This is a genomic window from Streptomyces sp. NPDC085931, assembly GCF_044540565.1.
GTDB lineage: Bacteria > Actinomycetota > Actinomycetes > Streptomycetales > Streptomycetaceae > Streptomyces.
Genome location: NZ_JBITSK010000008.1, coordinates 89,354 through 112,505, shown reverse-complemented (window position 1 = coordinate 112,505; position 23,152 = coordinate 89,354). Strand labels below are relative to the sequence as shown.

Annotated in this window: 19 protein-coding genes; 6 read left to right on the top strand and 13 right to left on the bottom strand. The window is 74.4% G+C overall.

The genetic code is table 11. The features are described from left to right. Positions 1 to 51: 51 nt before the first annotated feature. Positions 52 to 1,203: an acyl-CoA dehydrogenase family protein gene (locus tag ACIGAN_RS18585; RefSeq protein ID WP_399858756.1), complete on the bottom strand. Its 1,152-nt coding sequence runs from the start codon at positions 1,201 to 1,203 to the stop codon at positions 52 to 54. A 93-nt stretch (positions 1,204 to 1,296) separates the two neighbouring features. Between ACIGAN_RS18585 and ACIGAN_RS18580 the strand changes: the two genes are divergently transcribed. Genes ACIGAN_RS18580 through ACIGAN_RS18570 form a run of 3 tightly spaced genes read left to right on the top strand, consistent with a single transcriptional unit; the run spans position 1,297 to position 3,729 of the window. Next, a complete protein-coding gene (locus tag ACIGAN_RS18580; protein WP_365089573.1) occupies positions 1,297 to 1,938 on the top strand; it encodes a TetR/AcrR family transcriptional regulator in 642 nt (213 codons plus the stop codon). Positions 1,939 to 1,996: 58 nt separating this feature from the next. Next, positions 1,997 to 2,773, top strand: coding sequence for an ArsR/SmtB family transcription factor (locus tag ACIGAN_RS18575; protein ID WP_399858753.1), 777 nt, complete (start codon positions 1,997 to 1,999; stop codon positions 2,771 to 2,773). Next, positions 2,773 to 3,729 (top strand): DMT family transporter, encoded by a 957-nt coding sequence (locus ACIGAN_RS18570; protein ID WP_399858751.1) that lies wholly within the window; start codon positions 2,773 to 2,775, stop codon positions 3,727 to 3,729. The genes ACIGAN_RS18575 and ACIGAN_RS18570 overlap by 1 nt, the downstream gene beginning before the upstream one ends. Here ACIGAN_RS18570 and ACIGAN_RS18565 read toward each other — a convergent pair. The 11 genes from ACIGAN_RS18565 to ACIGAN_RS18515 form a co-directional block, all read right to left on the bottom strand. Continuing rightward, entirely contained in the window at positions 3,718 to 5,085 is a 1,368-nt protein-coding gene (locus ACIGAN_RS18565; protein WP_399858749.1) for an MFS transporter, read from the bottom strand. The two genes, ACIGAN_RS18570 and ACIGAN_RS18565, sit on opposite strands and share 12 nt — an antisense overlap. Before the next feature lie 192 nt (positions 5,086 to 5,277). Continuing rightward, a complete protein-coding gene (locus ACIGAN_RS18560; protein WP_365737126.1) occupies positions 5,278 to 6,360 on the bottom strand; it encodes a Zn-dependent alcohol dehydrogenase in 1,083 nt (360 codons plus the stop codon). 20 nt (positions 6,361 to 6,380) lie between these two features. Then, positions 6,381 to 7,769, bottom strand: a complete 1,389-nt coding sequence (locus ACIGAN_RS18555) for an aldehyde dehydrogenase family protein (protein ID WP_365089583.1) — start codon at positions 7,767 to 7,769, stop codon at positions 6,381 to 6,383. 159 nt (positions 7,770 to 7,928) lie between these two features. Then, on the bottom strand, positions 7,929 to 9,269 hold the full coding sequence (locus tag ACIGAN_RS18550; protein ID WP_365737129.1) for an ABC transporter ATP-binding protein: 1,341 nt from the start codon (positions 9,267 to 9,269) through the stop codon (positions 7,929 to 7,931). A gap of 200 nt (positions 9,270 to 9,469) precedes the next feature. Next, complete coding sequence (locus ACIGAN_RS18545; RefSeq protein WP_399858747.1) at positions 9,470 to 10,510, bottom strand: class F sortase; 1,041 nt, start codon at positions 10,508 to 10,510, stop codon at positions 9,470 to 9,472. A gap of 1,057 nt (positions 10,511 to 11,567) precedes the next feature. Beyond that, a complete protein-coding gene (locus ACIGAN_RS18540; RefSeq protein ID WP_365089588.1) occupies positions 11,568 to 12,155 on the bottom strand; it encodes a hypothetical protein in 588 nt (195 codons plus the stop codon). Positions 12,156 to 12,255: 100 nt separating this feature from the next. Then, positions 12,256 to 13,542: an MFS transporter gene (locus ACIGAN_RS18535; protein WP_399859186.1), complete on the bottom strand. Its 1,287-nt coding sequence runs from the start codon at positions 13,540 to 13,542 to the stop codon at positions 12,256 to 12,258. 32 nt (positions 13,543 to 13,574) lie between these two features. Further along, positions 13,575 to 15,002, bottom strand: coding sequence for a CitMHS family transporter (locus tag ACIGAN_RS18530; RefSeq protein ID WP_399858744.1), 1,428 nt, complete (start codon positions 15,000 to 15,002; stop codon positions 13,575 to 13,577). A gap of 135 nt (positions 15,003 to 15,137) precedes the next feature. Further along, a complete protein-coding gene (locus ACIGAN_RS18525; RefSeq protein WP_399858742.1) occupies positions 15,138 to 17,405 on the bottom strand; it encodes a molybdopterin oxidoreductase family protein in 2,268 nt (755 codons plus the stop codon). A gap of 93 nt (positions 17,406 to 17,498) precedes the next feature. Beyond that, on the bottom strand, positions 17,499 to 18,116 hold the full coding sequence (locus ACIGAN_RS18520) for a TetR/AcrR family transcriptional regulator (RefSeq protein ID WP_365089593.1): 618 nt from the start codon (positions 18,114 to 18,116) through the stop codon (positions 17,499 to 17,501). Positions 18,117 to 18,240: 124 nt separating this feature from the next. Next, on the bottom strand, positions 18,241 to 19,014 hold the full coding sequence (locus ACIGAN_RS18515) for a hypothetical protein (RefSeq protein ID WP_399858739.1): 774 nt from the start codon (positions 19,012 to 19,014) through the stop codon (positions 18,241 to 18,243). Positions 19,015 to 19,166: 152 nt separating this feature from the next. Here ACIGAN_RS18515 and hmgA point away from each other — a divergent pair, with 152 nt between their 5' ends. From hmgA to ACIGAN_RS18500, 3 genes are all read left to right on the top strand, one after another. Next, a complete protein-coding gene (gene hmgA, locus ACIGAN_RS18510) occupies positions 19,167 to 20,483 on the top strand; it encodes a homogentisate 1,2-dioxygenase (protein ID WP_365089594.1) in 1,317 nt (438 codons plus the stop codon). Positions 20,484 to 20,509: 26 nt separating this feature from the next. After that, positions 20,510 to 21,259, top strand: coding sequence for a GntR family transcriptional regulator (locus ACIGAN_RS18505; RefSeq protein WP_365089596.1), 750 nt, complete (start codon positions 20,510 to 20,512; stop codon positions 21,257 to 21,259). Between the two features lie 61 nt (positions 21,260 to 21,320). Further along, positions 21,321 to 22,466: a type ISP restriction/modification enzyme gene (locus ACIGAN_RS18500; RefSeq protein WP_365737137.1), complete on the top strand. Its 1,146-nt coding sequence runs from the start codon at positions 21,321 to 21,323 to the stop codon at positions 22,464 to 22,466. 368 nt (positions 22,467 to 22,834) lie between these two features. Here the strand turns inward: ACIGAN_RS18500 and ACIGAN_RS18495 are convergent, their stop codons facing one another. Further along, entirely contained in the window at positions 22,835 to 23,101 is a 267-nt protein-coding gene (locus ACIGAN_RS18495; RefSeq protein ID WP_365089603.1) for a hypothetical protein, read from the bottom strand. Positions 23,102 to 23,152: the final 51 nt, after the last annotated feature.

The window sequence follows — 23,152 nt, the reverse complement described above, 5'->3', positions numbered from 1 at the left end:
GTGTCGGCCGGGGTGGCCCGCGCCACATCCGCCGAAGTACTCAGGCGCTACTCAGAACGCGGAGACCCCCGTCAGGGCGCGCCCGATGACCAGCTTCTGGATCTGGCTCGTGCCCTCGTACAGGGTCATCACGCGGGCGTCCCGCAGCAGCTTGCCGGCGGGGTACTCGTCGATGTAGCCGTAACCGCCGAAGACCTGCAGCGCGTTGTTCGCGGCGCGGACGGCGGCCTCCGAGGCGAACAGCTTGGCCTTGGAGGACTCGACGGCGAACGGCTGCCCCCGGTCGATCAGATCGGCGACCCGCCAGGTCAGCAGCCGGGCGGCGTCGACGTCCACGGCGATGTCGCTGAGCAGTTCCTGGACCAGCTGGTGGTGGGCGATGGTCCTGCCGAACTGCTCGCGCTCCCCCGCGTAGCGCACCGCCGCGTCCAGGGCGGCCTGGGCTATGCCGACACAGCCCGCGGCCACCGACATCCGCCCCTTGGCCAAGGCCGACATGGCGACGGAGAAACCCTTGCCCTCCGGCCCGAGCAGCGACGAGGCGGGAACGCGCACGCCCTCCAGGACGAGTTCCGCCGTGGCCTGGCCGCGCAGCCCGAGCTTGCCGTGGATCGTGCGGCGGGTCAGGCCGGGTGTGTCGGTGGGGACCAGGAAGGCGGAGACGCCCCGGTGGCCGGGGGCGTCCGTGGAGCGGGCGAAGAGCAGGACGACATCGGCCCAGGTGCCGTTGGTGATGAACATCTTGATGCCGTCGATGACGTACTCGTCGCCGTCGCGCACCGCGCGGGTCGTGAGGTTGCCCGCGTCCGAGCCCGTGCCCGGCTCGGTCAGCCCGAAGCAGCCCACCGCCGCGCCGGAGGTCAGCGCGGGCAGCCACCGCCGCTTGTGCTCCTCGCTCCCCCAGGCGGCGACGGTCTTGGCGACGAGCCCGAGGGAGACGGAGACGATGCCGCGCACGGAGGAGTCGCCCCGGCCGAGTTCCTCCGTGACCAGGCAGTAGGCGAGGTGGTCACCGCCGGAGCCGCCGTACTCCTCGTCGATGGTCAGTCCCAGGAAGCCGACCTCGCCGAGCTTCTTCACGATCGACCGGTCGACCTCCTCGGCGCGGTCCCAGGCGACGGCGTGCGGGGCGACCTCGCGCGCCACGAAGTCCCGGGCGAGCTGCCGTACGGCGGTCTGCTCCTCGCTGAGCTCCAGGTTCACCACAAGCCACCCCTCGAAAACCGTGCACGACGCGGATGCCGCACCTTTTAATTAGCACTGCTAGTTTATGGCGGCAGCCCTACTATGTGCGCCATGGCCCGACCGCGCAAGCCCTTGCTCAGCACCGACCGGATCGTCGAGGCGGCCCGCGCGCTCGTGGACGCGGAGGGCCTCGCGGCCGTCTCCACCCGCCGGCTCGCCGCCGAACTGGGCGTCAGCGGGCCCTCGCTCTACAACCACTTCCGCACCAAGGACGAGATCCTGGAGGCGGTCGCCGACTCGGTGAGCGGCCAGGTCGACCTGTCGATGTTCCAGGACGGCCGGGACTGGCGGACCGCGCTGCACGACTGGGCCGTTTCCTACCGGGCCGCGCTGCGCGACCACCCCAACATCGTCCCGGTGCTGGCCCGCGGCCCCGGCCGGCGCCCGGCCGGGCTGCGCCTCGCGGACGCGGTCTACGGCGCGATGGTCGACGCGGGCTGGCCCCCGGCGCAGGCCACCTCCATCGGCGCGCTGATGCGCTACTTCGTGATGGGCTCCGCGCTCGGCTCCTTCGCCGGCGGCTTCGTGGACGACGCGAGCGCCTACGACCCCGCCGACTACCCGCACCTCCAGCAGGCGCACCTGCTCGCCGAGCAGCAGGAGAAGATCGACGAGCGGGCCTTCGAGACCGGCCTGACGGCACTGCTGGACGGACTGACCCGCCAGTACGAGCAGGTGCGGCGGACCGCGTAGGCCCGCCCGGCCGGACACTTCGGCACCGGCCGAAGAATCCGTGTTCCATGCTGGGGGCATGACGACGAGGGACCCACAGGCCACGGCCCTGGCCCGGCTCGCCGGGCTGATCGCCGACGAGACGCGGGCCATCTGCCTGCTCGCGCTGCTCGACGGGCGGGCCTGGACGGCGGGCGAGCTGGCGCGGCACGCCGGGGTCGCCGCCTCCACGCTGAGCGAGCACCTCGGCAGGCTCGTCGCCGGCGGCCTGCTCACCGAGGAGCGGCAGGGCCGGCACCGGTACGTCCGGCTGGCCGACGCGCGGGTGGCGCAGCTGGTCGAGGACCTGGCCGCCCAGGTCGCGCCGGACCGGCCGGCACGGCCGCGCACCCTGCGGGAGTCCAGCGCCGGTGCGGCGATGGCCCGGGGCCGCACCTGCTACGACCATCTCGCCGGACGGCTCGGCATCGTGGTCACCGACGCGCTGACGGCCCGCGGCCTGCTGGTGCAGGAGACCGGGTTCGCGCTCACCGACGCCGGGCTCGCCTGGTTCGAGGCGGCCGGGATCGGCCTCGACCGGCGGGGGCGGCGGCCGCTGGCCCGGGCCTGTCTGGACTGGACCGAGCGCCGGCCGCATCTGGCGGGCGCGGCGGGCGCGGCCCTGTGCCGGCACGCCCTGGAGGCGGGCTGGTGCGTGCGCATCGGCTCCGAGCGGGCGGTGAAGGTGACAGCGGCCGGTGAACGTGCCCTCCGCGACCTGCTGGGCGTCGAGCCCGACGCCCTGCGCCTGCCGCCGGTGCCCCGTCCGCAATCCGCGAGCCTCCCGCCCCGCCTCCGCCTGGCCTCAGGAGCATGATGAGCACCCCTCCTCCCGCGTCCGCCCGTCGCGCCGAGCTGCCGGCCGCCGCCGCGGCCGCGGTCACCGTCGTGCTGTGGGCGTCCGCCTTCGTCTCGATCCGCAGCGCGGGCGACGCCTACTCGCCGGGCGCGCTGGCGCTCGGGCGGCTGCTGGCGGGCGCGCTGACGCTGGGGGTGATCTGCCTGGTGCGGCGGGAGGCCTGGCCACCGCGCTCGGCCTGGCGCGGGATCGCGCTGTCGGGCGTGCTGTGGTTCGGCTTCTACATGGTCGCCCTCAACTGGGGCGAGCAGCAGGTGGACGCGGGCACGGCCGCACTGGTGGTGAACACCGGGCCGATCCTGATCGCACTGCTCGGGTCCCGGCTGCTCGGCGACCCGATGCCGCCGCAGCTGCTGGCGGGGATGGCGGTGTCGTTCGCCGGTGCGGTGACCGTGGGTCTGTCGATGTCCGGCGAGGGCGGTTCCTCGGTGCTCGGGGTGGTGCTGTGCCTGCTGGCGGCGGTCGCGTACGCCGGTGGTGTGGTGGCGCAGAAGCCGGCGCTGGGCTCGGCCGGTCCGCTGCAGGTGACGACGTTCGGCTGCCTGGTCGGCGCGGTGGTGTGCCTGCCGTTCGCGGGGCAGCTGGTGCAGGAGGCGGCGCGGGCGCCGGCCTCCGCCACGCTCAACATGGTCTACCTGGGCGTCTTCCCGACCGCCCTCGCCTTCACCACGTGGGCCTACGCCCTGTCCCGGACGACCGCGAGCCGGATGGGCGCGACCACGTACGCGGCGCCCGCGCTGGTCGTCCTGATGTCCTGGCTGTTCCTCGGCGAGGTGCCGGGGCTGCTCACCCTGCTCGGCGGCGCGCTGTGCCTGGCGGGCGTGGCGGTGTCCCGGTCGCGGGCGGCCCGGGCCGGGACTCCGGCAGCGGTTGTGGAGTCCCGGCCCGGACGGGCGCCCGACTCAGCTCGCTGACCCGGCCTGCGCGCGCGCCTGGGACGCGTCCTTTGGCCGCGCCGCCCGGGCCCGGTCCGCGAGCACCTTGATGGACACCAGCGCGATCACCGACAGGGCGATGATGTAGCCGGAGACCGCCATCGAGGTGCCGGTCGCCTCCAGCAGCAGCACCATCACGAAGGGGGCGAGCCCGCCGCCCGCGACGGCCGCGATCTGGTAGCCGAGGGAGGCGCCGGTGTAGCGCATCTCAGGCGTGAACAGCTCGGCGAACAGCGCCGCCTGCGGCCCGTACATGATGCTCAAAAAGCAGCTGGCGACGAACGTGCCGACGGCGAGCCACAGCAGCGAGCCGGTGTCGATCAGCAGGAACAGTGGGACGGCCCACAGGGCGATGCCGGCCGCGCCGAGGGCGTAGATCCGGATGCGGCCGAGCCGGTCGGAGAGCGCGGCGGCGGCCGGGATCAGCACGAGCTGGGTCAGGCTGACGCAGAGCGAGACCAGCAGGACCGGGCCCTTGGCCATGTCCAGTTCGCGGGTCGTGTAGTCGAGGACGCCCGTGATGAGGATGTAGAAGGTCGCGGTGTTCACGGCGAAGGAGCCGCCGGCCAGGAGCACCGTGCCGAGGTGGCCGCGCAGGATGGTGCGCAGCGGTGAGCCCTGCTCGGACTTCTCCCGCTGCGCGAGCGCCCGCTCGGCCTCGCGGAACGCCGGGGTCTCCTCGACGCGGGTGTGGATGTACCAGGCGAGGCCGAGCACCAGCAGGCCGGCCAGGAACGGCACGCGCCAGCCCCAGGCGGTGAACGCCGCGTCGGTGGTGAACGCCCCGGCGACCAGGAAGACGGTGTTGGCGGTGACCACGCCGATGGGGACGCCGAGCTGGACGACGCTGCCGTAGACGCCGCGCTTGCCCTCGGGGGCGTACTCGGTGGCCAGGAGCATCGCGCCGCCCCACTGGGCGCCGACGGCGACGCCCTGGGCGACGCGGAGCAGCACGAGCAGGATCGGGGCGGCGACGCCGATGGTGTCGTACGTCGGGAGCAGGCCGATGCCGGTGGTGGCCACGCCCATGAGCGTGAGGGCGAGGACCAGCATCGGCTTGCGGCCGCGCCGGTCGCCGAGGTGTCCGGCGACGATGCCGCCGAGGGGCCGGGCGAGGAACCCGACGGCGAAGGTGGCGAACGAGGCGAGGACGCCCGCGGTGGGGCTGCCCGCGGGGAAGTACAGGTCGCCCAGGACGAGGGCGGCGGCGATGCCGAAGACGAAGTAGTCGTACCACTCGACGGCCGAGGCGAGGGCGGCCGCGGTGGCGACCCGGCGGCGGCTGCCGGCGGCGGGCGGGGTGGGGGCGGGCTGAGCGGAAGGTGCCGTGTCCATGCGGTGCGCGCTCCGGGGGTGCGGGGACGGAACGGGGGGTGGCGCGGGGTTCCGGGGAACGTACTGACCGGACGGTATGGACGTCAACGGGTCGTGCACCAGGACTTTTTGCCTGTACGTGGCATTCCGACCGAGTGCGGACACGGCTGAGGCCCCGGCCTCGTGGGAGGCCGGGGCGCGGAAGAGGAGGGACTAGAAGACGACCAGGGCGCGGCCGCCCTTGCCCGCGAGCATGTTCTCGAAGGCCGCCGGGATGCCGTCCAGGGAGATGCGTTCGGTCACCAGGGCGCCGAGGTCGAGGCGGCCCGCCCGGACGTGTTCGGCCAGGACCGGCAGGTCCCGGGCCGGGTCGGAGTTGCCGTAGACGCAGCCGGTGAGGGTGCGGCCCCAGTGGAAGATCTCCAGGGCGTTGAAGGTGACCTGCTGGTCCTTGCCGCCGATGCCGACGACCGTGGTGCGGCCGCCGCGCCGGGTGGAGTCCCAGGCCGCGCGGATGGTGACGGCCCGCCCGGCGCACTCGACGGCCACGTCCACGCCCTGCTTGCCGGTCAGGCCGCGGATCTCGCGGGCGGTGGTGTCCGAGGCGACGAGGTAGTCGGTGGCGCCGGCCGTGCGGGCCAGTTCCTCCTTGGCCGGGGAGACGTCCACCGCGACGATCTTCGAGGCACCGGCGATCCGGGCGGCCTGGAGGGCGGCGAGGCCCACTCCCCCGACGCCGAAGACGGCGACCGTCTCGCCCCGCCGGACGCGGGCGGAGTGGTGCACGGCGCCGTAGCCGGTGAGGACCGCGCAGCCCAGCAGGGCCGCGTCGGTCAGCGGGACGCCGTCCGGGGCGGGCAGCACGCAGGACGCCGGGACGACCGTCTCCTCGGCGAACGCGGCGACGTTCAATCCGGGATGGAGCTCGGTGCCCTCGGCGGTACGGGCGTGGACGCGCCCGGCGCCGCTCAGGGCGTCGGCGCACAGCCAGACCTCCCCGAGCGAGCAGGCGTGGCAGACGCCGCAGGACGGGGCCCAGTTGAGGACGGCCCCGTCGCCGGGCGCGACGTGGGTGACGCCCTCGCCGACGGCGACGACCGTGCCGGCGCCCTCGTGGCCGAGGACGGCCGGGACGGGCAGGCGCATGGTGCCGTTGGACAGGGACAGGTCGGAGTGGCAGACCCCGGCGGCGGCGAGCCGGACGCGGACCTGGCCGGGTCCGGGGTCGGGCAGCTCGATGCCGGTGATCTCCAGCGGGGAGCCGACGGCGGGCAGGACGGCGGCGCGGACAGCCATGACGGAAGGGACTCCCCTGACTAGAACTGGAGGGACTTGGTCTGGAGGTACTCGGCCAGGCCGTGCACGCCGAGTTCGCGGCCGACGCCGGACTGCTTGTAGCCGCCGAAGGGGGCGAGCGGATTGAAGCGGCCGCCGTTGATGTCGACCTGGCCGGTCTCCATCCGGCGGGCGAAGGCCACCGCCTCGGCCTCGTCCCCGGCCCAGACGGCGCCGGCCAGGCCGTAGACCGTGCCGTTGGCGATCCGCAGGGCGTCCTCCTCGTCCTCGTAGCGGAGGATCGACAGGACCGGGCCGAAGATCTCCTCCTGCGCGACGGTCATGTCCTCGGTGACGTCGGCGAAGACGGTCGGGCTGACGAAGTAGCCCCTCTCGCGCGGGGATTCGGGGCCGCCGGCGACCAGGCGGGCGCCCTCGGCGAGGCCCTTCTCGATGTAGCCGCGCACCCGGTCCCGCTGCTTGGCGTTGACGACCGGGCCGATGCGGTCGCCGTACTTGGCGGCGGCCGCGGCGGCGAGCTCCACCGCCTCGTCGTACTGCTCGCGGTGGACCAGCATCCGGGTCCAGGCGCTGCACGTCTGCCCGGAGTTGGACATGACGTTGGCGACGCCGACGTGGACGGCCCTGGCCAGGTCGGCGCTCGGCAGGATGACGTTGGCGGACTTGCCGCCGAGTTCCAGGGCGACCTTCTTGACCTGCCCGGCGGCGATCGCGGCGATCCCGCGCCCGACGGCGGTGGAGCCGGTGAAGGAGACCAGGTCGACACCGGGGTGTTCGGCGAGCGCCTGCCCGGCGACCGGGCCGAGGCCGGTGACCAGGTTGAAGACGCCCGCGGGGACCCCGGCCTCGTGCACCGCCTCGGCGAACAGCCGGGCCACCAGCGGGGTGTCCTCGGCGGGCTTCACCACGACCGTGCAGCCCGCCGCGAGGGCGGGGGCGACCTTGGCGACGATCTGGTGCAGGGGGTAGTTCCACGGCGTGATCGCGGCCACGACCCCGATCGGCTCGTGGTGCACGACGGAGTTGCCGATCTTCTCCTCGAAGGCGTACGTCGCCGCCAGCTCGGCGTAGGAGCCGGCGACCGCGAGGGGCACGGCCGCGTGGACGGCCTGCGAGAACTTCAGGGGCGAGCCGAGTTCGGCCGTCACGGTCTCGGCGATCTCGTCGGCGCGGGCCGCGAGGACGTCCCGCAGGGCGGCGAGGCGGGCGGCCCGCTCGGCCGGCGGGGTCGCGGCCCAGCCGGGCAGGGCCGCGCGGGCGGCCCGTACGGCGGCGTCCACGTCCTCGGCGGTGCCGGCCGGGACCGTGCCGATGACCTGTTCGTCGACCGGGTTCACGACCTCGATCACGTCCTGGCCGGCGGCGGGGCGCCAGGCGCCCTGGATGTACATGCCGTCGTGTGCCTTCATCGCGCTTCCTCCGGGGCGGGGGCGTCGTCGTCCGGCACATAAACTAGCGGCGATAGTTTTCCGGCGCCAGACGTCCCGGGGTGCCGGGCGCACCCGGTCCCGGCCATCTCAGCACGGCCGGGACCGGCCCCGGGTGTGCGGCTGCTCACTCGCCGCCGCTCACTCCTCCAGGTCGGGCAGGTGCGCCGGGCTCGGGCAGATGCGGTCGCCGTGCTGGTCGAAGACGAACAGGTGGGCGAGGTCGACCAGGAGCGGCACCTGCATACCGTGCCGCAGGGCCAGGTCCGGGGTGGTGCGGACGATGAGGTCGCCGGGCAGCCGGGGTTCGGCGGGCGTGGGGCGCGGCTCGGCGTCGGCGGGGTGCTCCAGGGCCACCACGGGCCCGGCCCGGCCGGCTCCGGTCCGCTCCCGCAGCCGGGTGAGGACCGAGCCCTCCCGGCGGCGGCGCCGCACGGGCCGGCCGGGGCGCGGGCGAGGGGCCTCCAGCTCGGGCACGACGGCGGGGCTGGAGCCGGTGTCGAAGTGGACGAGGATCTCGTGCCCCTGGAACTCCACGTGCTCGACCAGGCCGGTGAGCGGCACCTCGCCGGGGCGGGCCGCGCTGTGCTTGGCGATGCGCACGGCCTCCGAACGCAGGCCCACGATGACCTCGCGGCCCTGCTGGACCCGCAGCAGCTGGTGGTCGAGGGAGAGCGGCTCGGGCAGGCGCAGGAACTGCTTGCCCAGGCTGATGGTCATCGCCCCGTCCAGCGGGGCGCGGACCAGGCCGCGCAGCAGGTTGATGCGCGGGGTGCCGATGAAGGCGGCGACGAAGACGTTGCCGGGCAGCGCGTAGACGGCCCGGGGGGTGCCGACCTGCTGGAGCACACCGCCGCGCAGTACCGCGACCCGGTCGCCGAGCGACATGGCCTCGGCCTGGTCGTGGGTGACGTAGAGGGTGGTGACGCCCAGTTCCCTGGTCAGCCGGGAGATCTCGGCACGCAGATGGGTGCGGAGCTTGGCGTCCAGGTTGGACAGCGGCTCGTCCATGAGGAACGCGGAGGGGTGGCGGGCGATGGCCCGGCCCATGGCGACCCGCTGGCGTTCACCGCCGGAGAGCTGGCCGGGCAGGCGGTCGAGGAGGTCCTCGATGCCCAGCATGCGGGCGGTGGCGTCCACGCGGGGGGCGGGGTCGGTGCCCGGGGACTCGATCCGCAGCGGGAAACCGATGTTGTTCCGGCTGGTCATGTTCGGGTAGAGGGCGAAGTTCTGGAACACCATCGCCATGTCCCGGCCGGACGGCGGCAGGTCGTTGGCGTACTCGCCGTCGAGCAGCAGCTCGCCCTCGTCGATCTCCTCCAGGCCGGCGATCATCCTGAGCACGGTCGACTTGCCGCAGCCGGACGGGCCGAGCAGGACGAGGAACTCGCCGGGTGCGATGTCCAGCGAGAGCCGGTCCACCACGCGGGTGCCTCGCGTGTAGGCCTTGCTCACGTCGTGCAGGGAGATGGCGCGTGTCATGAGGTGCCCCCGAGGGGTCTTCAGGGCGCTGGTGCTCCGCGGTCGGAAGCCCCGTGCGGGCCGTACGGGGCTGTGGGTCACGGAAGTTAACGGAATGTGCCCGGCCGGGGGAAGACACCGGACGGGATCCGGGTCCGCGTTCCGACCGGTGAGAAGACGGAACCCCGGATTCGGGCGGCGGCGGTGCCGGTGTCCTGGCGTCAGCGGATGCCGGTGAGCCGGGCGAAGACCACGACGTTGCCCGAGTAGCCCTTGCGGCGGTCGTAGGTGCCGCCGCAGGTGATCAGGCGCAGCTCGGGGCGGCCCCGGGCGCCGTACACCTCCTGGCTCGGGAAGTCCGACTTCTCGTACGACCTGATCCGGTACACGGTGTAGACGGCGGTCCGCCCGTCGGCCCGGCGGGCCTTGACGATCCGTCCGCGCTTCAGCTCGGTGAGCCCCGCGAACACGGCCGGGCCGCTGTCCGTGTCCAGATGCCCGACGGCCACGGCGGTGCCCTGCTCCCCGGGCGAGGCGCCCTGCTGGTACCAGCCGACCAGTTTCGGGTCGTCCTCCGGGGGCGCGGTGAGCCGGTGCTCGCGGTCGAGGCCCAGTTGCATCACGGGCGCGTCGAGGCGGAGGTAGGGGATGAGGAGGCGTGTGGCGCGGGAGGGGGGCAGGGGGCGCAGGGCGGGGTGACGTCTCGGGGGCGGCTCGGCGACCGGCCGTACGGGCGGCTTGCGCGGCGCGGGCCTGGTGCCCGGCTCGGCCCGTGCCGTGCGTTCACCGCCGACCGGCGCGGCGCCGGGCCGTCGGGGGGAGGGGCCGGGGGGACGGGAAGCCGGGCGGACGGGCGCGGACTTGGGAGGTGCCGGCTTCGGGGGCGGGGGCGGGGGCGTGCGTGGCGCGGGTTTCGGGGGTGAGGCGGGGCGGGTGGGGGTGAGGGCGCTGAGACCGGTGCCGGTGCCGGTGCCCGTGCTGGTGGGGGTGTTGAGGCCGGTGCCCGTGCCGGTGCGTGGGCCGGTGCGTGAGCCGGTGCCCGTGCTCGATGTCGTCCCACCGTCTTGGTCCGCCGCGGGCTCGGCGGGCGTGCCGCTCGGGGAGGTCGCCGCGGCTCCTGCGGCGCCCTGGGGCAGGGCCGTGACGGTGTCGCTCGGGGCTTCGCCCCGGTCCCAGCAGAGGCAGCCGACCAGCAGCGAGACGGCCAGCACGATCGTCCGCGCCAGCCGGTAGGCCCGCCTGCGGCGCCAGGGCCTGCGCACGCGGGGAGTCCACGCCCCACCACCGCCGCCCGCCCCACGACCGCCGCCGGGGCCACCACCGCCGCCGGGCCCACGACCGCCGGGCCCACGGCCATGCCGCCCAGCCGAACCACTCCGGCTCCACGGAACCGGCTCCCGGCCAGGAGGGGCCCAGCCGCCCGGCCGAACCACCGGCTCGCCGCCGAGTAGGCCCTCGCGCCGGACACCGGAGACGCCGACGGCCCCGGCCCCCGCGCCACGCCGGGCCCCGGACTCGTACCCGCCGCCGTCCCCGCGCCGGGACCCCGACTCGTACCCGACGCCGTCCCCACGCCGGGACCCCGCCCGGGTGACGGAAGCGGCCCCGCCGTCGCGCCAGGCCTGCGACCCGGCAACGGGCTCGGTTCCGGCTCCACGCCGGGACCCCGACTCGTACCCGACGCCGTCCCCACGCCGGGACCCCGACTGGTACCCGACGCCGTCCCCCCGTCGGGCCCCCGCCCGGGTGACGGAAGCGACCCCGCCGTCGCGCCAGGCCCCCGACCCGGCGACGGGCCCGGTTCCGGCTCCACGCCCGGAGCCCTCCTGGGCAAGGGGCCCGTTTCCGGCCCCCCGCCGGTTGCCCGGCGCAGCGGTGGCCCCGGCCCTGTCGGCACGCCGAGCCGTAGATCCCGCACCGACACCGGCACCGGTCCCGGCACCACGCCCGGGCGTCACCCCGACCCGGCCACCGGCATGACGCCCGCCCGTCGTCCCGACACCGCCCCCGGTCTCACGGCGAGCCGTCGAACCACCGCCGGGCCCGGCTCCGGACACGCGCCGAGCGGGCCCGGTGACATCGCCCCAGGCCCCCGGCGCAGACCGAGCCGGCCCCGCGGCCACGCCGTCGGAGCCGGATGCGCCCCGGGCCGGGGTGGCCGCGCCCTCGGCCCCGGTCGCGCGCCGCTCCGCCGGGATCCCGCGGGTCCCGGTCGCACGCCGGGCGCTCACCCCGGCCGGGAAACCGACGGAGTCACCCGTGCCCGCCCCGCCCCCGCCCCGCCCTGTCGTCGGGGCGGGGCGATCCGCGGAACGCGTCCTACGCGGCGCCATCAGGGCGGCGGCGGAGCCGGAACCAGACCGTTCCCGCGACGGCCGCGAGGCCGACGGCGGCGGCTCCCGCGACCGGCGTGAACGCCTCGCCGCGGGCGATGCCGCCACCGCCCGCGGGCGGGCCGCCGACCGGTGTCGTCGGCTTGGACGTCGGGCAGTCGACCTTGAAGACCTTGAACTTGCCCGCTCCGTGGGCCTGGTCGGTCAGCCAGGTGAGCTTGTACTGGCCGTTGGGCAGGTCCACGGCCTTGGTGCGGCCGGCGCCGCTCGCGTCGGCCGTGAACGTTCCGGTGCGGGTGGCTCCGCCCGGAACCTCGGGCTGCGTCTGGATGGTCCAGTTGACCTTCTCCCCCGCGCCGAAGTTGAACGCGGCGAGGTAGAAGTCGCAGACCTTCGGGTCGTTGCGCTGGTCGTCGGCCCGGGTCGTGGTGGCGTGGATCTTGACGTCTCCGTTGTCCCCCGGGATGGGAGCGGCGACGGCGGGCACACCGCTCAGGGTGGTCCCTGCGAGGGTGAGGGCGGCGAGGACGGCGGTACGGGTGCCGACACGGCGCGCGAGGGGTACGACGGGCATGAAGATGCCTCCAAGTCAGACGATTTTCATACAAACTCCTCGTCATCTGACTCTGTGTCACCTCACCGCCGAAAGGCGTGCAGCACCGCCCTGCGACGCGTCAGATATCGCTCTTACGGCGCAGTGACACCCGCCGTCGGCCCGGCTTCGCCCCCTCACCGTCCGGCTTCGCTTCCTCACCGCCCGGCTTCGCCCCCGCTCGGTCCGGCTCGGGCGGTCCGCCGCCCCGCGACCGCAGCGCCACCCCGGCGGAGACCAGCAGCAGCGCCCCCAGCATCACGAACGGCGCCGCCACTCCCGCGACCCCGGCGATCAGACCGGCCGAGGCGGGCGCGGCGACCTGGCCGAGCCGGTTGCCCGTCAGGCGCAGCGCGAGGGCCGTGGAGCGCGCGTCCTCCGGCGAGGCCTGGACGACCGTCGTCATGGACAGCGGCTGCCCGACGCCGAGGCAGAAGCCGAGGAGCACCAGCAGCAGCCCGAGCGCCCACACCGGCACCGGCAGGGCGATGCCCGCGCACAGCAGGGCCGCCAGCAGGCAGGTCACGGTGAGCAGCAGGGTCCGGCCGAGCAGCCGCAGCAGGGGCGTGAGGACCAGCCGGCAGGCGATGGTGGCCGCCGCGCGCAGGCTGAGCAGGACACCGATCACCGACGGCGCGATGCCCCGGTGCTCACCGACCACGGGGAGGTAGGCGGTGAGGATGTCGGTCGCGGACAGCACGGCGAGGCTGACGAAGATGCCGGCGGGCACGCCCCGGGTGCGCAGGATGCCCCGCACGGGGACCCGGTCGCCCTTGGCCGCGCGGGGCGGGAACACCGCGGGCCGGTGCTCGATGCGCCACAGCGAGGTGAACGCGACGGCGGCCGTCGCACCGGCCGTGAGCAGGGCCAGGGCGCTGGTGCCGGCCATGTCCGCGCCGCCGATCAGCGCGCCGGCGGCGACGGGGCCGACCAGCTGGCCGAGCGCCGCGCCGATGGTGAAGTGGCCGAAGTTGCGGTCCTGTTCGTGCGGCGCGGACTGGCGGGCGACGAGCGACTGCGAGCCGATGACGAAGCAGAGGTGGCCGAGCCCCATCACCCCGCTCCACAGTCCCATCGTCCACAGGGACCCGGCCACGCCGCTCAGGGCGCAGCCGCCGGCGATCAGGACCACCCCGAGGGGCAGCAGGGGGGCGCAGCGGCCGTGGTCGGTGCGGCGGCCCAGCGGCACGGCCGCGAACAGGGGCAGCAGCGCGTACACGCCGGCGATCACACCGACCGCCCGCTCGTCCGCGCCCAGCGCGAGGGCCCGGTAGGAGACGGCGGGCCGGGCCATCGACACCGCCCCCTGCGCGAAGGAGAAGGCGATGACGAGGCGGAGCAGCCAGCCGCGGTTCCCACCGGGCCTCACGATGTCCTCCATGGAAGGTGTCGTACGCGCGGTCAGATGATGCCGAAGAGCATGCCCGCCGCCAGGATGACCAGGCAGGTGAGGGCGGCCCACTTCACGACGAACCGGGTGTGGTCGCCGAACTCGACCTTGGCCATGCCGACCAGGACGTAGACGGCGGGGACGAGCGGGCTGGACATGTGCAGCGGCTGGCCGACCAGGGAGGCCCGGGCCATCTCGACCGGGGAGACGCCGTGCGCGGCACCGGCCTCGGCGAGGACGGGCAGGACACCGAAGTAGAAGCCGTCGTTCGACATGAAGTAGGTCAGCGGCAGGCTCAGGAGGCCGGTGACCAGGGCCATGTGCGGGCCCATGCTGCCTGGGATGACGTCCACCATCCACGTGGCCATGTGGTCGACCATGCCGGTGCCCTGGAGGACGCCGGTGAAGACGGCGGCGGCGAAGACCATGCCGGAGACGTTCAGGACGTTGTCGGCGTGGGCGGCGATACGGGCCTTCTGGTCGGGGATGTGCGGGAAGTTCACCGAGAGGGCGAGCGCGGCACCGAGCAGGAACAGGACCGGGATCGGCAGCAGCTCCATGATCATGGCCGTCAGCAGGGCGACCGTGAGCAGCGCGTTGAACCAGTAGAGCCTCGGGCGCAGGGTGGCGCGGTGCGGGTCGAGGCCCTGGAAGCCGTCGTCCTCGACGGGGTTCCCGGCGCCGCCCGTGTTCTCGGGGGCGTCCGTGCCGGAACCGGAGCCGCCGGAGCCGGTCTTGCGCAGGGAGACCGTGCCGTCGCCGCCGGCGCCGACGAGGACCGTCTCGGCCGCCTTCTCCTCCTCCAGCACCTCGTCCAGCGTCAGCACGCCCAGCCGCCGGCGCTCGCGCACTCCGAGGACGTAGGACAGACCGAAGACGAAGAGCAGGCCGGTCAGGAGCGCGGGGATCATCGGGACGAAGATGTCGCCGGCGTCGAGCTTGAGCGCGGTCGCGGCGCGGGCGGTCGGGCCGCCCCAGGGGAGGGTGTTCATCACGCCGTTGGCCATGGCGGCGACACCGGTCATCACGACCAGGCTCATCTTCAGGCGCTTGTAGAGCGGGTACATGGCCGAGACGGTGATCATGAAGGTGGTGGAGCCGTCGCCGTCCAGCGAGACGATCGCGGCGAGCACGGCGGTGCCGACGACGATGCGCATCGGGTCGGCTTTGCAGAACTTGAGGATGCCGCGCACGATCGGGTCGAAGAGACCGACGTCGATCATCACGCCGAAGTAGACGATCGCGAACATCAGCATCGCCGCGGTGGGTGCGAGGCTGGTCACGCCGTCGATGACGTAGTCGCCGAGGTGGGCGCCCTTGCCGACGAACACGCAGAACAGCGCGGGGATCAGCACGAGCGCCGCGATCGGCGACATCTTCTTCATCATGATCAGGACCAGGAAGGTCGCGATCATGGCGAAGCCGAGGATGGTCAGCATGAGTGGACACCTAACGTTCGCCCTTGAACATCCCACCAGGGCCGGCGGTGTCCGAGACGTTAGGTGCGTTCAAGCAGCGTTAACAAGACGTTGACGTGCGAGCAATAAGCGCAAAACTGCTGGTCACAGCTTTGCTCAGGCCAGGGCGGTGCGCTTTTCGGGCAGCGCCGGACCTCCCGGGGCCGCCGCGGGGGCGAGGTCGACGGGCACTCCGTTGAGCACGGCGTTGCCCGACAGCGGGTCGAGCAGCCGGCCGTCGAGGAGCTGGTTGACGTTGACGCCCGGGTCCGTCGCGGCATGGCGCAGACGGGTTCCGGGGCGGTCGTGGCCCCAGCCGTGCGGCAGGCTCACCACGCCCCGCCGGACGGCGTCCGTGACCTCGGCGGGCGCGGTGACCTCTCCCCCGGCGCCCCGCACCCGCACCGGCGCGCCGTCCTCGACGCCCAGCCGCTCGGCGTCCTCGGGGTGGATGTGCAGGGTGCAGCGGTTCGACCCGCCGGTGAGGGCGGGCACGTTGTGCATCCAGCTGTTGTTCGAGCGCAGGTGCCGGCGGCCCACCAGGACGAATCCGTCGGGGCGTGCGGCGAGGGCCGCGCGCAGCCGGGGCAGGTCGGCGGCGATCGGGGCGGGCAGCAGCTCCACCTTCCCGCTGGTGGTCTTCAGCGGCTGCGGCAGGCGGGGGCGCAGCGGGCCGAGGTCGATGCCGTGCGGGTGGGCGAGCAGTTTCTCCAGGGTGAGGCCGTCCGGCGTGGCGCCGAAGCCGTCGCCGTAGGGGCCGAGGCGCAGCATCAGGTCCAGGCGTCGTTCGGGGCCGGTCTCACCGGTGAGCCGGGCGGCGAGTTCGCGCGGGTCGCGGCCGTGCACGGGCGAGTGGGGCTCCCGCACCGCCTTGCCGAGGGTCTGGTCCACGACCATCGCGTCCACGGCGGCCGGATCGGCCCCGTGCATCCCGGTCGCGGCGAGGATCAGCCGGGCCAGGATCTCCGTCTCGGCCATGCGGCCCGGCTCCAGCGGGACGGCGGGGCGGGTGTAGCGGACCTGGTTGCGCACGGCGAGGGTGTTGAAGGCGAAGTCGTGGTGCGGGCTCTGGGCGGGCGGGGGCGGGGGCAGGATCACGTCGGCGTGGCGCGAGGTCTCGTTGAGGTACGGGTCGACGCTGACCATGAAGTCGAGCGAGGCGAGCGCCTTGTCGAGCCGGTCGCCGTCGGGGGCGGACAGCACGGGGTTGGCGGCGACGGCGATCAGGGCCCGGACCGGCTCGCCCTCCTCGGTGGCCGTGTCGATCTCCTCGGCCAGGGCGGACAGGGGCAGTTCGCCCTTCGCCTCCGGGTGCCGGCTCACCCGGGAGTGCCAGCGTCCGAGGGCGAAGCCGCGGCCCGGTCCGGCCGGGCGCGGGGTCCGGTCGGTGGCGGCCTGCGGGAAGAGCGCGCCGCCGGGGCGGTCGAGGTTGCCGGTGAGGATGTTCAGGACGTCGACGAGCCAGCTGGCGAGGGTGCCGTGCGGGACGGTGCAGCTGCCGATGCGGCCGTAGACGGCGGCGGTCGGGGCGGCGGCCAGGTCGCGGGCGAGGGTGCGGATGAGCCCGGCGTCGACGTCGCAGGCCCCGGCGACGGCCTCGGGGGTGAAGTCCCGCAGGGCGTCGGAGAGTTCCGCGAGGCCCTCGACGTGCGGGGTGGGCTCGGTCAGGCCCTCGTCGAAGAGCACCCGGGCCATCGCCGCGAGCAGCAGCGCGTCGGTGCCAGGCCGTACGGCGATGTGCCGGTCGGCGAGCTTGGCGGTGCGGGTGCGCCGCGGGTCGATCACGACGAGGGTGCCGCCGCGGGCCTTGAGGGCCTTGAGCTTGCCGGGGAAGTCGGGGGCGGTGCACAGACTGCCGTTGGACTCCAGCGGGTTGGCGCCGATGAGGAGCAGGTGGTCGGTGCGGTCCAGGTCGGGCACGGGGATGAGGTTGGCGTCGCCGTAGAGCAGGCCGCTGGAGACGTGCTTGGGCATCTGGTCGACGGTGGAGGCGGTGAAGACGCTGCGGGTGCCGAGCCCGGCGAGCAGCACCGGCGGGTAGAGGCCGCCGGCCATGGTGTGCACGTTGGGGTTGCCGAGGACGACGCCGACCGCGTGCGGGCCGTGCCGCTCGACGACCGGCCGGATACCGGCGGCGACCGCGTCGAAGGCCTCCTCCCAGGTGGCCTCGCGCAGTTCGCCGTCCCGGCGTACGAGGGGGGTGCGCAGCCGGTCCGGGTCGGAGTCGACGGCTCCGAAGGAGGCGCCCTTGGGGCAGATGAACCCGCGGCTGAACACGTCGTCGCGGTCCCCCCGGGCGTGGGTGACGCGCGTTCCCTCGATGGTGAGGGTCAGGCCGCAGGTGGCCTCGCACAGGGGGCAGATTCGCAGGGCGGTGCGGGACACGGGTCCTCCCGGGGCGGCGGCTACGGTGACGCGCTGACGCGGCCGAGCATACCGACCGGTATGCATGGCGGGGAGTCCCCGGGTGCCGTGAGGTCAGTCGAGCGCCCGGGCCAGATAGGAGCGGAGCAGTTGCCGGGCCTCCTCGATGATCTTCGGATCCCCTTCGGGCGCGACCCGGAAGGCCAGGTGGACGAGGGTGTCGGCGGTCTCCACGGCGATCAGGAACACCCGGCGCAGGTCCTCGTCGGGCTCGCGGTCCAGGTAGCCGGAGAGCAGTTCGGTGAGGCGGTCGGCGACGCGGTGGTTCGGTTCGGCGTCGCGGGCGCCGACCGGTATCTGGTTGCCGAAGTCGACGAGGGAGAAGCCGGGCGCGGTGCGCTTCATCTCCAGGTACTCGTCGAGCACGGCGTCCATGGCCGCGCGCCAGCCCCCGCCGCCGGTCGCGCGCAGGCGCTCGGTGACGCGTGCGGAGTACCGCTCCAGGTTGCGCTGGGCCAGTGCGTCGGCCATCTGGCGCTTGTTGCCGAAGAAGCGGTAGACGGAGCCGATGGGGACACCGGCGCGTTCGGCGACCGCGCGGGTGCTCAGGGCGTCGTAGCCGACCTCGTCGAGGAGGTCGGCGCAGGCGTCGAGGATCCTGGCCAGACGTTCGGCGCTGCGCCGCTGCACGGGCGCGCGACGGAGCGATGTCGCGTGGGGCACGGGCTTCATGATGCCCTTCCGCCCCGCTCGGGTGAACCTCGCCCCCACGCCGCCGCCTGCCCGGCATCCACGCCCCCGCCGCGCACCCACGCCCGGACCCCCGCCACCCCGGCACGCGCCCCCGGCTCGGCCCTCACCGCCTCGCCACCTGGGCACGCGACCTCAGCCGGGCGTCCGTCGCCTCGGTCCCCGTCACCGGGCGGGCGCCTCCCGCCTCGGCCCACACCCCCGGCCGGGCCCCCGCCGCGTCGGCGGGGTGCGGCCCCCGGGCGGCCGCCGCGAGCGCGCGGGTCCGGCGGTCAGGCTGTGCCGCGTGCGCGCGGGCCCGCTCCCGGGCGGCGGTCTCGTGCCCCGTCACCTGGGCGCGTGTCCATCGCCGGCCGGCCGGGGGCGAGGTCCCGGCCGGGCCCGGCTGGGAGGTCGTGACGTCGGCCGTGGTCTCCACCGGTTCGCCGTCCACCGCCCACACCGTGCCGTCGTCGGCGTAGAGGCGGGCCGTGACCTGGTGCGTGCCGCGCGGGACGAGCCGGGCCGGCAGCCGGTACTCGGGGGCGCGCAGCCGGGCGACCAGGCGGCCGTCGACGTAGAGGTGCGCGAGGCCGCGCCCGGCCACCGCCCGTGCCGCCGACCCGGCGGGCGAGAAGCGGAAGTTGCGCACGGTCAGGCGCACGTCCCAGCCGCCGCCCGCGTCGGGCTGCACCTCGACACCGACATCGGGGGCGCCGTCGCGCTCCACCTCGCGATAGGGCCGCCCCTCCGTGTCCCGGTCGTCCAGGAGCCTGCCCACCGGCGAGGGCGACGCACCATCGTCCGGTGCGCCGCCGGAGCTGGAGCCGCAGCCCGCCGATCCGGCCAGGGAGAGGACACAGACCGCGAGCACGGCGAGGGGTCCGCGTGTCCACGACATGCCGGGGAGCCTAGAACACACGTCCGGCACGGCGGATCGTCCTCAAGTCGGGTTCGGGTCATCCGTCGAGAGGAGGGCCGCGTCCCCCTTGCGTCCGGGAAAACGCAATCCTACGGTGTTGCATAGGAATCGGACCGCAAGGAGCAGTGGATATGGGCGCGGACGCGCGGAAGACCGCCGAAGGGCTGACCTACCTCTCCGGCTTCGGCAACGAGCACAGCTCCGAGGCCGTCCCGGGCGCGCTGCCCGAGGGGCGCAACTCGCCCCAGCGGGCCCCGCTCGGGTTGTACGCGGAACAGCTGAGCGGCACGGCCTTCACCGAGCCCCGGGCGCACAACCGCCGCTCGTGGCTGTACCGGATCCGCCCGTCGGCGGCGCATCCGGCGTTCACCCGGACCCACCACGGCACGCTCCGCACGGCCCCCTTCACCCAGACCGTGCCGGACCCCAACCGCCTGCGCTGGAACCCCCTGCCCGACCCGGCGCCCGAGACGGACTTCCTCGCGGGCCTGTGGACGCTCGGCGGCAACGGCGACGCCACCCAGCGCACCGGCATCGCCATCCACCTCTACTCGGCCAACGCCTCCATGGAGCGGGTGTTCAGCGACGCCGACGGCGAGCTGCTGATCGTCCCGGAGCGCGGCGGACTGCTGCTGCGCACGGAGTTCGGTCTGCTCCATGTGGAGCCGGGACATGTGGCGCTGATTCCACGTGGGGTCCGCTTCCGTGTGGAGTTGCTCGACGCGTCCGCCCGCGGCTATGTGTGCGAGAACTACGGCGCGCCTTTCCGGCTGCCCGACCTGGGCCCGATCGGCGCCAACGGCCTGGCCAACCCCCGGGACTTCCGGGCCCCGGTCGCCGCCTACGAGGACGTCGAGGGCCCGGTGGAGGTGGTGAACAAGTTCTGCGGCAACCTGTGGACCGCCACCTACGACCACTCCCCGCTCGACGTCGTGGCCTGGCACGGCAACCATGTGCCCTACGTCTATGACCTGCGCCGGTTCAATGTGATCGGCTCCATCACCTACGACCACCCGGACCCGTCGATCTTCACGGTGCTGACCTCCCCCTCGGACACCCCGGGCCTGGCCGGGGTCGACTTCGTGGTGTTCGCGCCGCGCTGGCTGGTGGGCGAGGACACCTTCCGTCCGCCGTACTTCCACCGGAACGTGATGAGCGAGTACATGGGCCTGATCGAGGGCGCCTACGACGCCAAGGCCGAGGGCTTCGTGCCGGGCGGCGGCTCGCTGCACAACATGATGTCGGCGCACGGCCCGGACCGGGAGACCTTCGACCGGGCGAGCGCCGCCGAGCTGAAGCCGCAGAAGATCGACGACGGCCTGGCGTTCATGTTCGAGACCCGCTGGCCGGTGGCCCTCACCCCGCACGCGGCCCGGGCCGAGCACCTGCAGGAACGCTACGACGACGTGTGGCAGGGCCTGCAGCGGCACTTCCGCCCCTTGCACTGATCATTTCCTGACGGTACGGATGGCCCGTGACCTCCTTCGCCCCGGACTCGATCGTCCTGAACCGCAAGCTGCCGCTCTGGTACCAGGTGTCGCAGTCGCTGCGCGCCTCGATCCTCGGCCGCTCGCCCCGGGACCCGCTGCGGCTGCCCACGGAGGAGCAGCTGGCGGGGCATTACGGGGTGAGCGTGCTGACCATGCGGCAGGCACTGAAGGAACTGGAGGACGAGGGGCTGATCTCGCGCCACCGGCGGCGGGGCACGTTCATCGAGCCGGACGCGCGCCGGGGCTCGCCGGTGCGGCTGCTCGGCTCGGTGGACGCGATCGTGGCCCAGCAGTCCGGCATGACGACCCGGCTGCTGGACCACGGCACGGCCCCCGTGCCGGGTGAACTCGCCGAGTTCTTCCCGGAACTGGCGGAGGTCGCCACGTACCACCGGCTGCGCAGCGACGAGAAGACCGGCGAGCCGACCAACCACGCCCGCAACTACGTGCGTCCCGAACTGGCCGCGCGGATCGACCTGGACGATCTGGTGCGCTGGCCGATGACCAAGGTGCTGCGGGACGTGGTGGGGGCGGACATCAGCCGCATCACGGACACGGTCGAGGCGCGGCTGGCCGATCCGGAGACGGCCCGGCTGCTGCACGTGCCCCTGCTGAGCCCGATCCTGCACTACACGGGCGTCACGTACGACGTCGAGGGGCGTCCCCTGGACGTGGCCGTCATCCACTACCGCGGCGACCGGTTCTCCTTCACGGTGACCCTGGAGGCCACGTGAGCACGGCGGGCCCGCGAGCGGGCTTCCCCGCGCCCCGGGGGAGCACGGGGCACGTCGTACGATGCGGGGCGTGACGCACGACGACGCTCCGCTGCTGGCGGACCTCATGCCGTGGTCCGTCGCACCGCCGCGGCTCGGCCGGGGCTGGCCGGCGGGACCCGACGCGGCGTCCCTGAAGGCCCGCTGGGACGCCCTGGTGAAGGCCGAAGGACCCGACCGCGAGGCCCTGTTCGAGCCGAGCCGCGCGCGCACGCTGCACACCGCGGTCGGTCAGCTGCCCGGCCGGGCGGACAGCGGCACGGAGCGGCTGGTCCGCGCCTCGGGGCCGTGCCCGGAGCCGGTACGGGTGCTGTACGCGCCCTTCGACGAGCAGTGGCTCATCCCCGACCAGCGGCTGATCGACGCGGCCCGTCCGGAGCTGTGGCGGGTGTCGGACGAGCGGCAGGTCTTCCTCGTGGAGGCGCCGGAGGCCCTTCTGGCCACCTCGCTGCTGCCCCTGCTCCGCCCCGGCCGCGTCCGTCCGCTGTTCCGCCGGCCCGGCGGCCTGGAGCCGAACCTGGCCCCGGGTCTGCTGGAGCACCTGGCCGGGCGCCTGGGCGGCGTTCCCGCGCCGCTCGACGTCCTGGCCTGGATCACGGCCGCGGCCCGCCCGGACGGCACCGTCCCGCTCACCGGGAACGCCGGGGCGTGGGAGCGGGGCCTGGAGCGCGGTCACCGGCTGCTGTGGCTGATGCGCCGCGACGGCGAGCGCCCGAAGCTCCCCGGCGGCCGCCGCCCGTACGTGCGCGCCCCGCTGCCGTCCCGGCCCGTGGCCCTGCGCTACGACCGGGACGAGGAGGCGCTGCTGCTGGACGAGGGCCGCATCTCCCCGGTGCCGCCGGAGGCCTGGGACTACGAGGTGGGTGGCGTGCGCGTCCTGGAGCAGTGGTTCGCGGCCCGGGTCACCGTCCCCGAGCCGGGCACGCTGGCGGCGATCCGCCCGGCGACCTGGCCGCAGGTGTGGACGTCGGAACTCCTGGAGCTGATCACGGTCCTGGCCCTGCTGTCCGACCTGGGGCCGTCGGCGGAGTCCCCGGTGCCCGACCCGATCACGGTGGCGGAACTGCGCGCGGCGGGCGTGCTCCCCGTACCGGCGACGGCCCGCCGTCCCGCCTCGGTCCTGGCCGGCCCCGAGGAGGGCCCGGAGGGCCAGCTCGCGCTGCTCTAGCCCTGAAGGCCCCCCACCGGGCTGCGGCGGGGCCGTCGGAGGGGGCCGACCGCCGGACGGGCTGCGGGACGGGGCGGAGCCGTCGGAGCGGGCCGACCGCCGGACGGGCTGCGGAAGATCGCCGAGTGGGTGTTCGTGTTCGTGCCGCCGGCCGTGCGTCGGTCCGCGCGCGGGGAGCGGCGAGCGGTGGCGCGGGCGGTTCGGGCACCGGGCGCGCGGAGCCCCCGTCGCTGCCGGGTGGGTAGGGACACCGACGGAGGCGTACCGCGCTCGGGAAACACACCTGGCGTCGCTGCGTGCCGCGGGGATGACGGACGACGAGTGCGCAGCGTGCGCCGGGGGCGGTGCGACCGCCCGAGCGCGGGCCCCTACCTGCTGCCGAAGAGGGAACGGCGCAGTCGGCGCAGCGGCGCGAAGAGCGAGACGCGACGTACGCGCGCGCCCCTGCCACTGCGGTCGTGCGGCTGACGCGCGGTCAGTTCACGCATCAGCGAGGTCGCCTCGAGCGTCTCCCGCTGCGGGACGGCGGGGCCGCCGAGCACCGAGAGGTGGCGGTCGAGGCGCGAACTGGTCGCGCTGCTCCCGCAGGTGATCGCAGGGACCCTGGCCCTGCTGCGCACTGTTATCTGTTCCATGTCACTCCCCACCCGTACGAGTCCACCCGGCCCGGGCAGGTTAACCCTATC

Coding starts and splice junctions, on each gene's coding strand:
- ACIGAN_RS18580 (WP_365089573.1), top strand. CDS start 1,297: ATGGCCCGACCGCGCAAGCCCTTGCTCAGCACCGACCGGATCGTCGAG.
- ACIGAN_RS18575 (WP_399858753.1), top strand. CDS start 1,997: ATGACGACGAGGGACCCACAGGCCACGGCCCTGGCCCGGCTCGCCGGG.
- ACIGAN_RS18570 (WP_399858751.1), top strand. CDS start 2,773: ATGAGCACCCCTCCTCCCGCGTCCGCCCGTCGCGCCGAGCTGCCGGCC.
- ACIGAN_RS18565 (WP_399858749.1), bottom strand. CDS start 5,085: ATGGACACGGCACCTTCCGCTCAGCCCGCCCCCACCCCGCCCGCCGCC.
- ACIGAN_RS18560 (WP_365737126.1), bottom strand. CDS start 6,360: ATGGCTGTCCGCGCCGCCGTCCTGCCCGCCGTCGGCTCCCCGCTGGAG.
- ACIGAN_RS18555 (WP_365089583.1), bottom strand. CDS start 7,769: ATGAAGGCACACGACGGCATGTACATCCAGGGCGCCTGGCGCCCCGCC.
- ACIGAN_RS18550 (WP_365737129.1), bottom strand. CDS start 9,269: ATGACACGCGCCATCTCCCTGCACGACGTGAGCAAGGCCTACACGCGA.
- ACIGAN_RS18540 (WP_365089588.1), bottom strand. CDS start 12,155: ATGCCCGTCGTACCCCTCGCGCGCCGTGTCGGCACCCGTACCGCCGTC.
- ACIGAN_RS18530 (WP_399858744.1), bottom strand. CDS start 15,002: ATGCTGACCATCCTCGGCTTCGCCATGATCGCGACCTTCCTGGTCCTG.
- ACIGAN_RS18520 (WP_365089593.1), bottom strand. CDS start 18,116: ATGAAGCCCGTGCCCCACGCGACATCGCTCCGTCGCGCGCCCGTGCAG.
- ACIGAN_RS18515 (WP_399858739.1), bottom strand. CDS start 19,014: ATGTCGTGGACACGCGGACCCCTCGCCGTGCTCGCGGTCTGTGTCCTC.
- hmgA (WP_365089594.1), top strand. CDS start 19,167: ATGGGCGCGGACGCGCGGAAGACCGCCGAAGGGCTGACCTACCTCTCC.
- ACIGAN_RS18500 (WP_365737137.1), top strand. CDS start 21,321: ATGCGGGGCGTGACGCACGACGACGCTCCGCTGCTGGCGGACCTCATG.
- ACIGAN_RS18495 (WP_365089603.1), bottom strand. CDS start 23,101: ATGGAACAGATAACAGTGCGCAGCAGGGCCAGGGTCCCTGCGATCACC.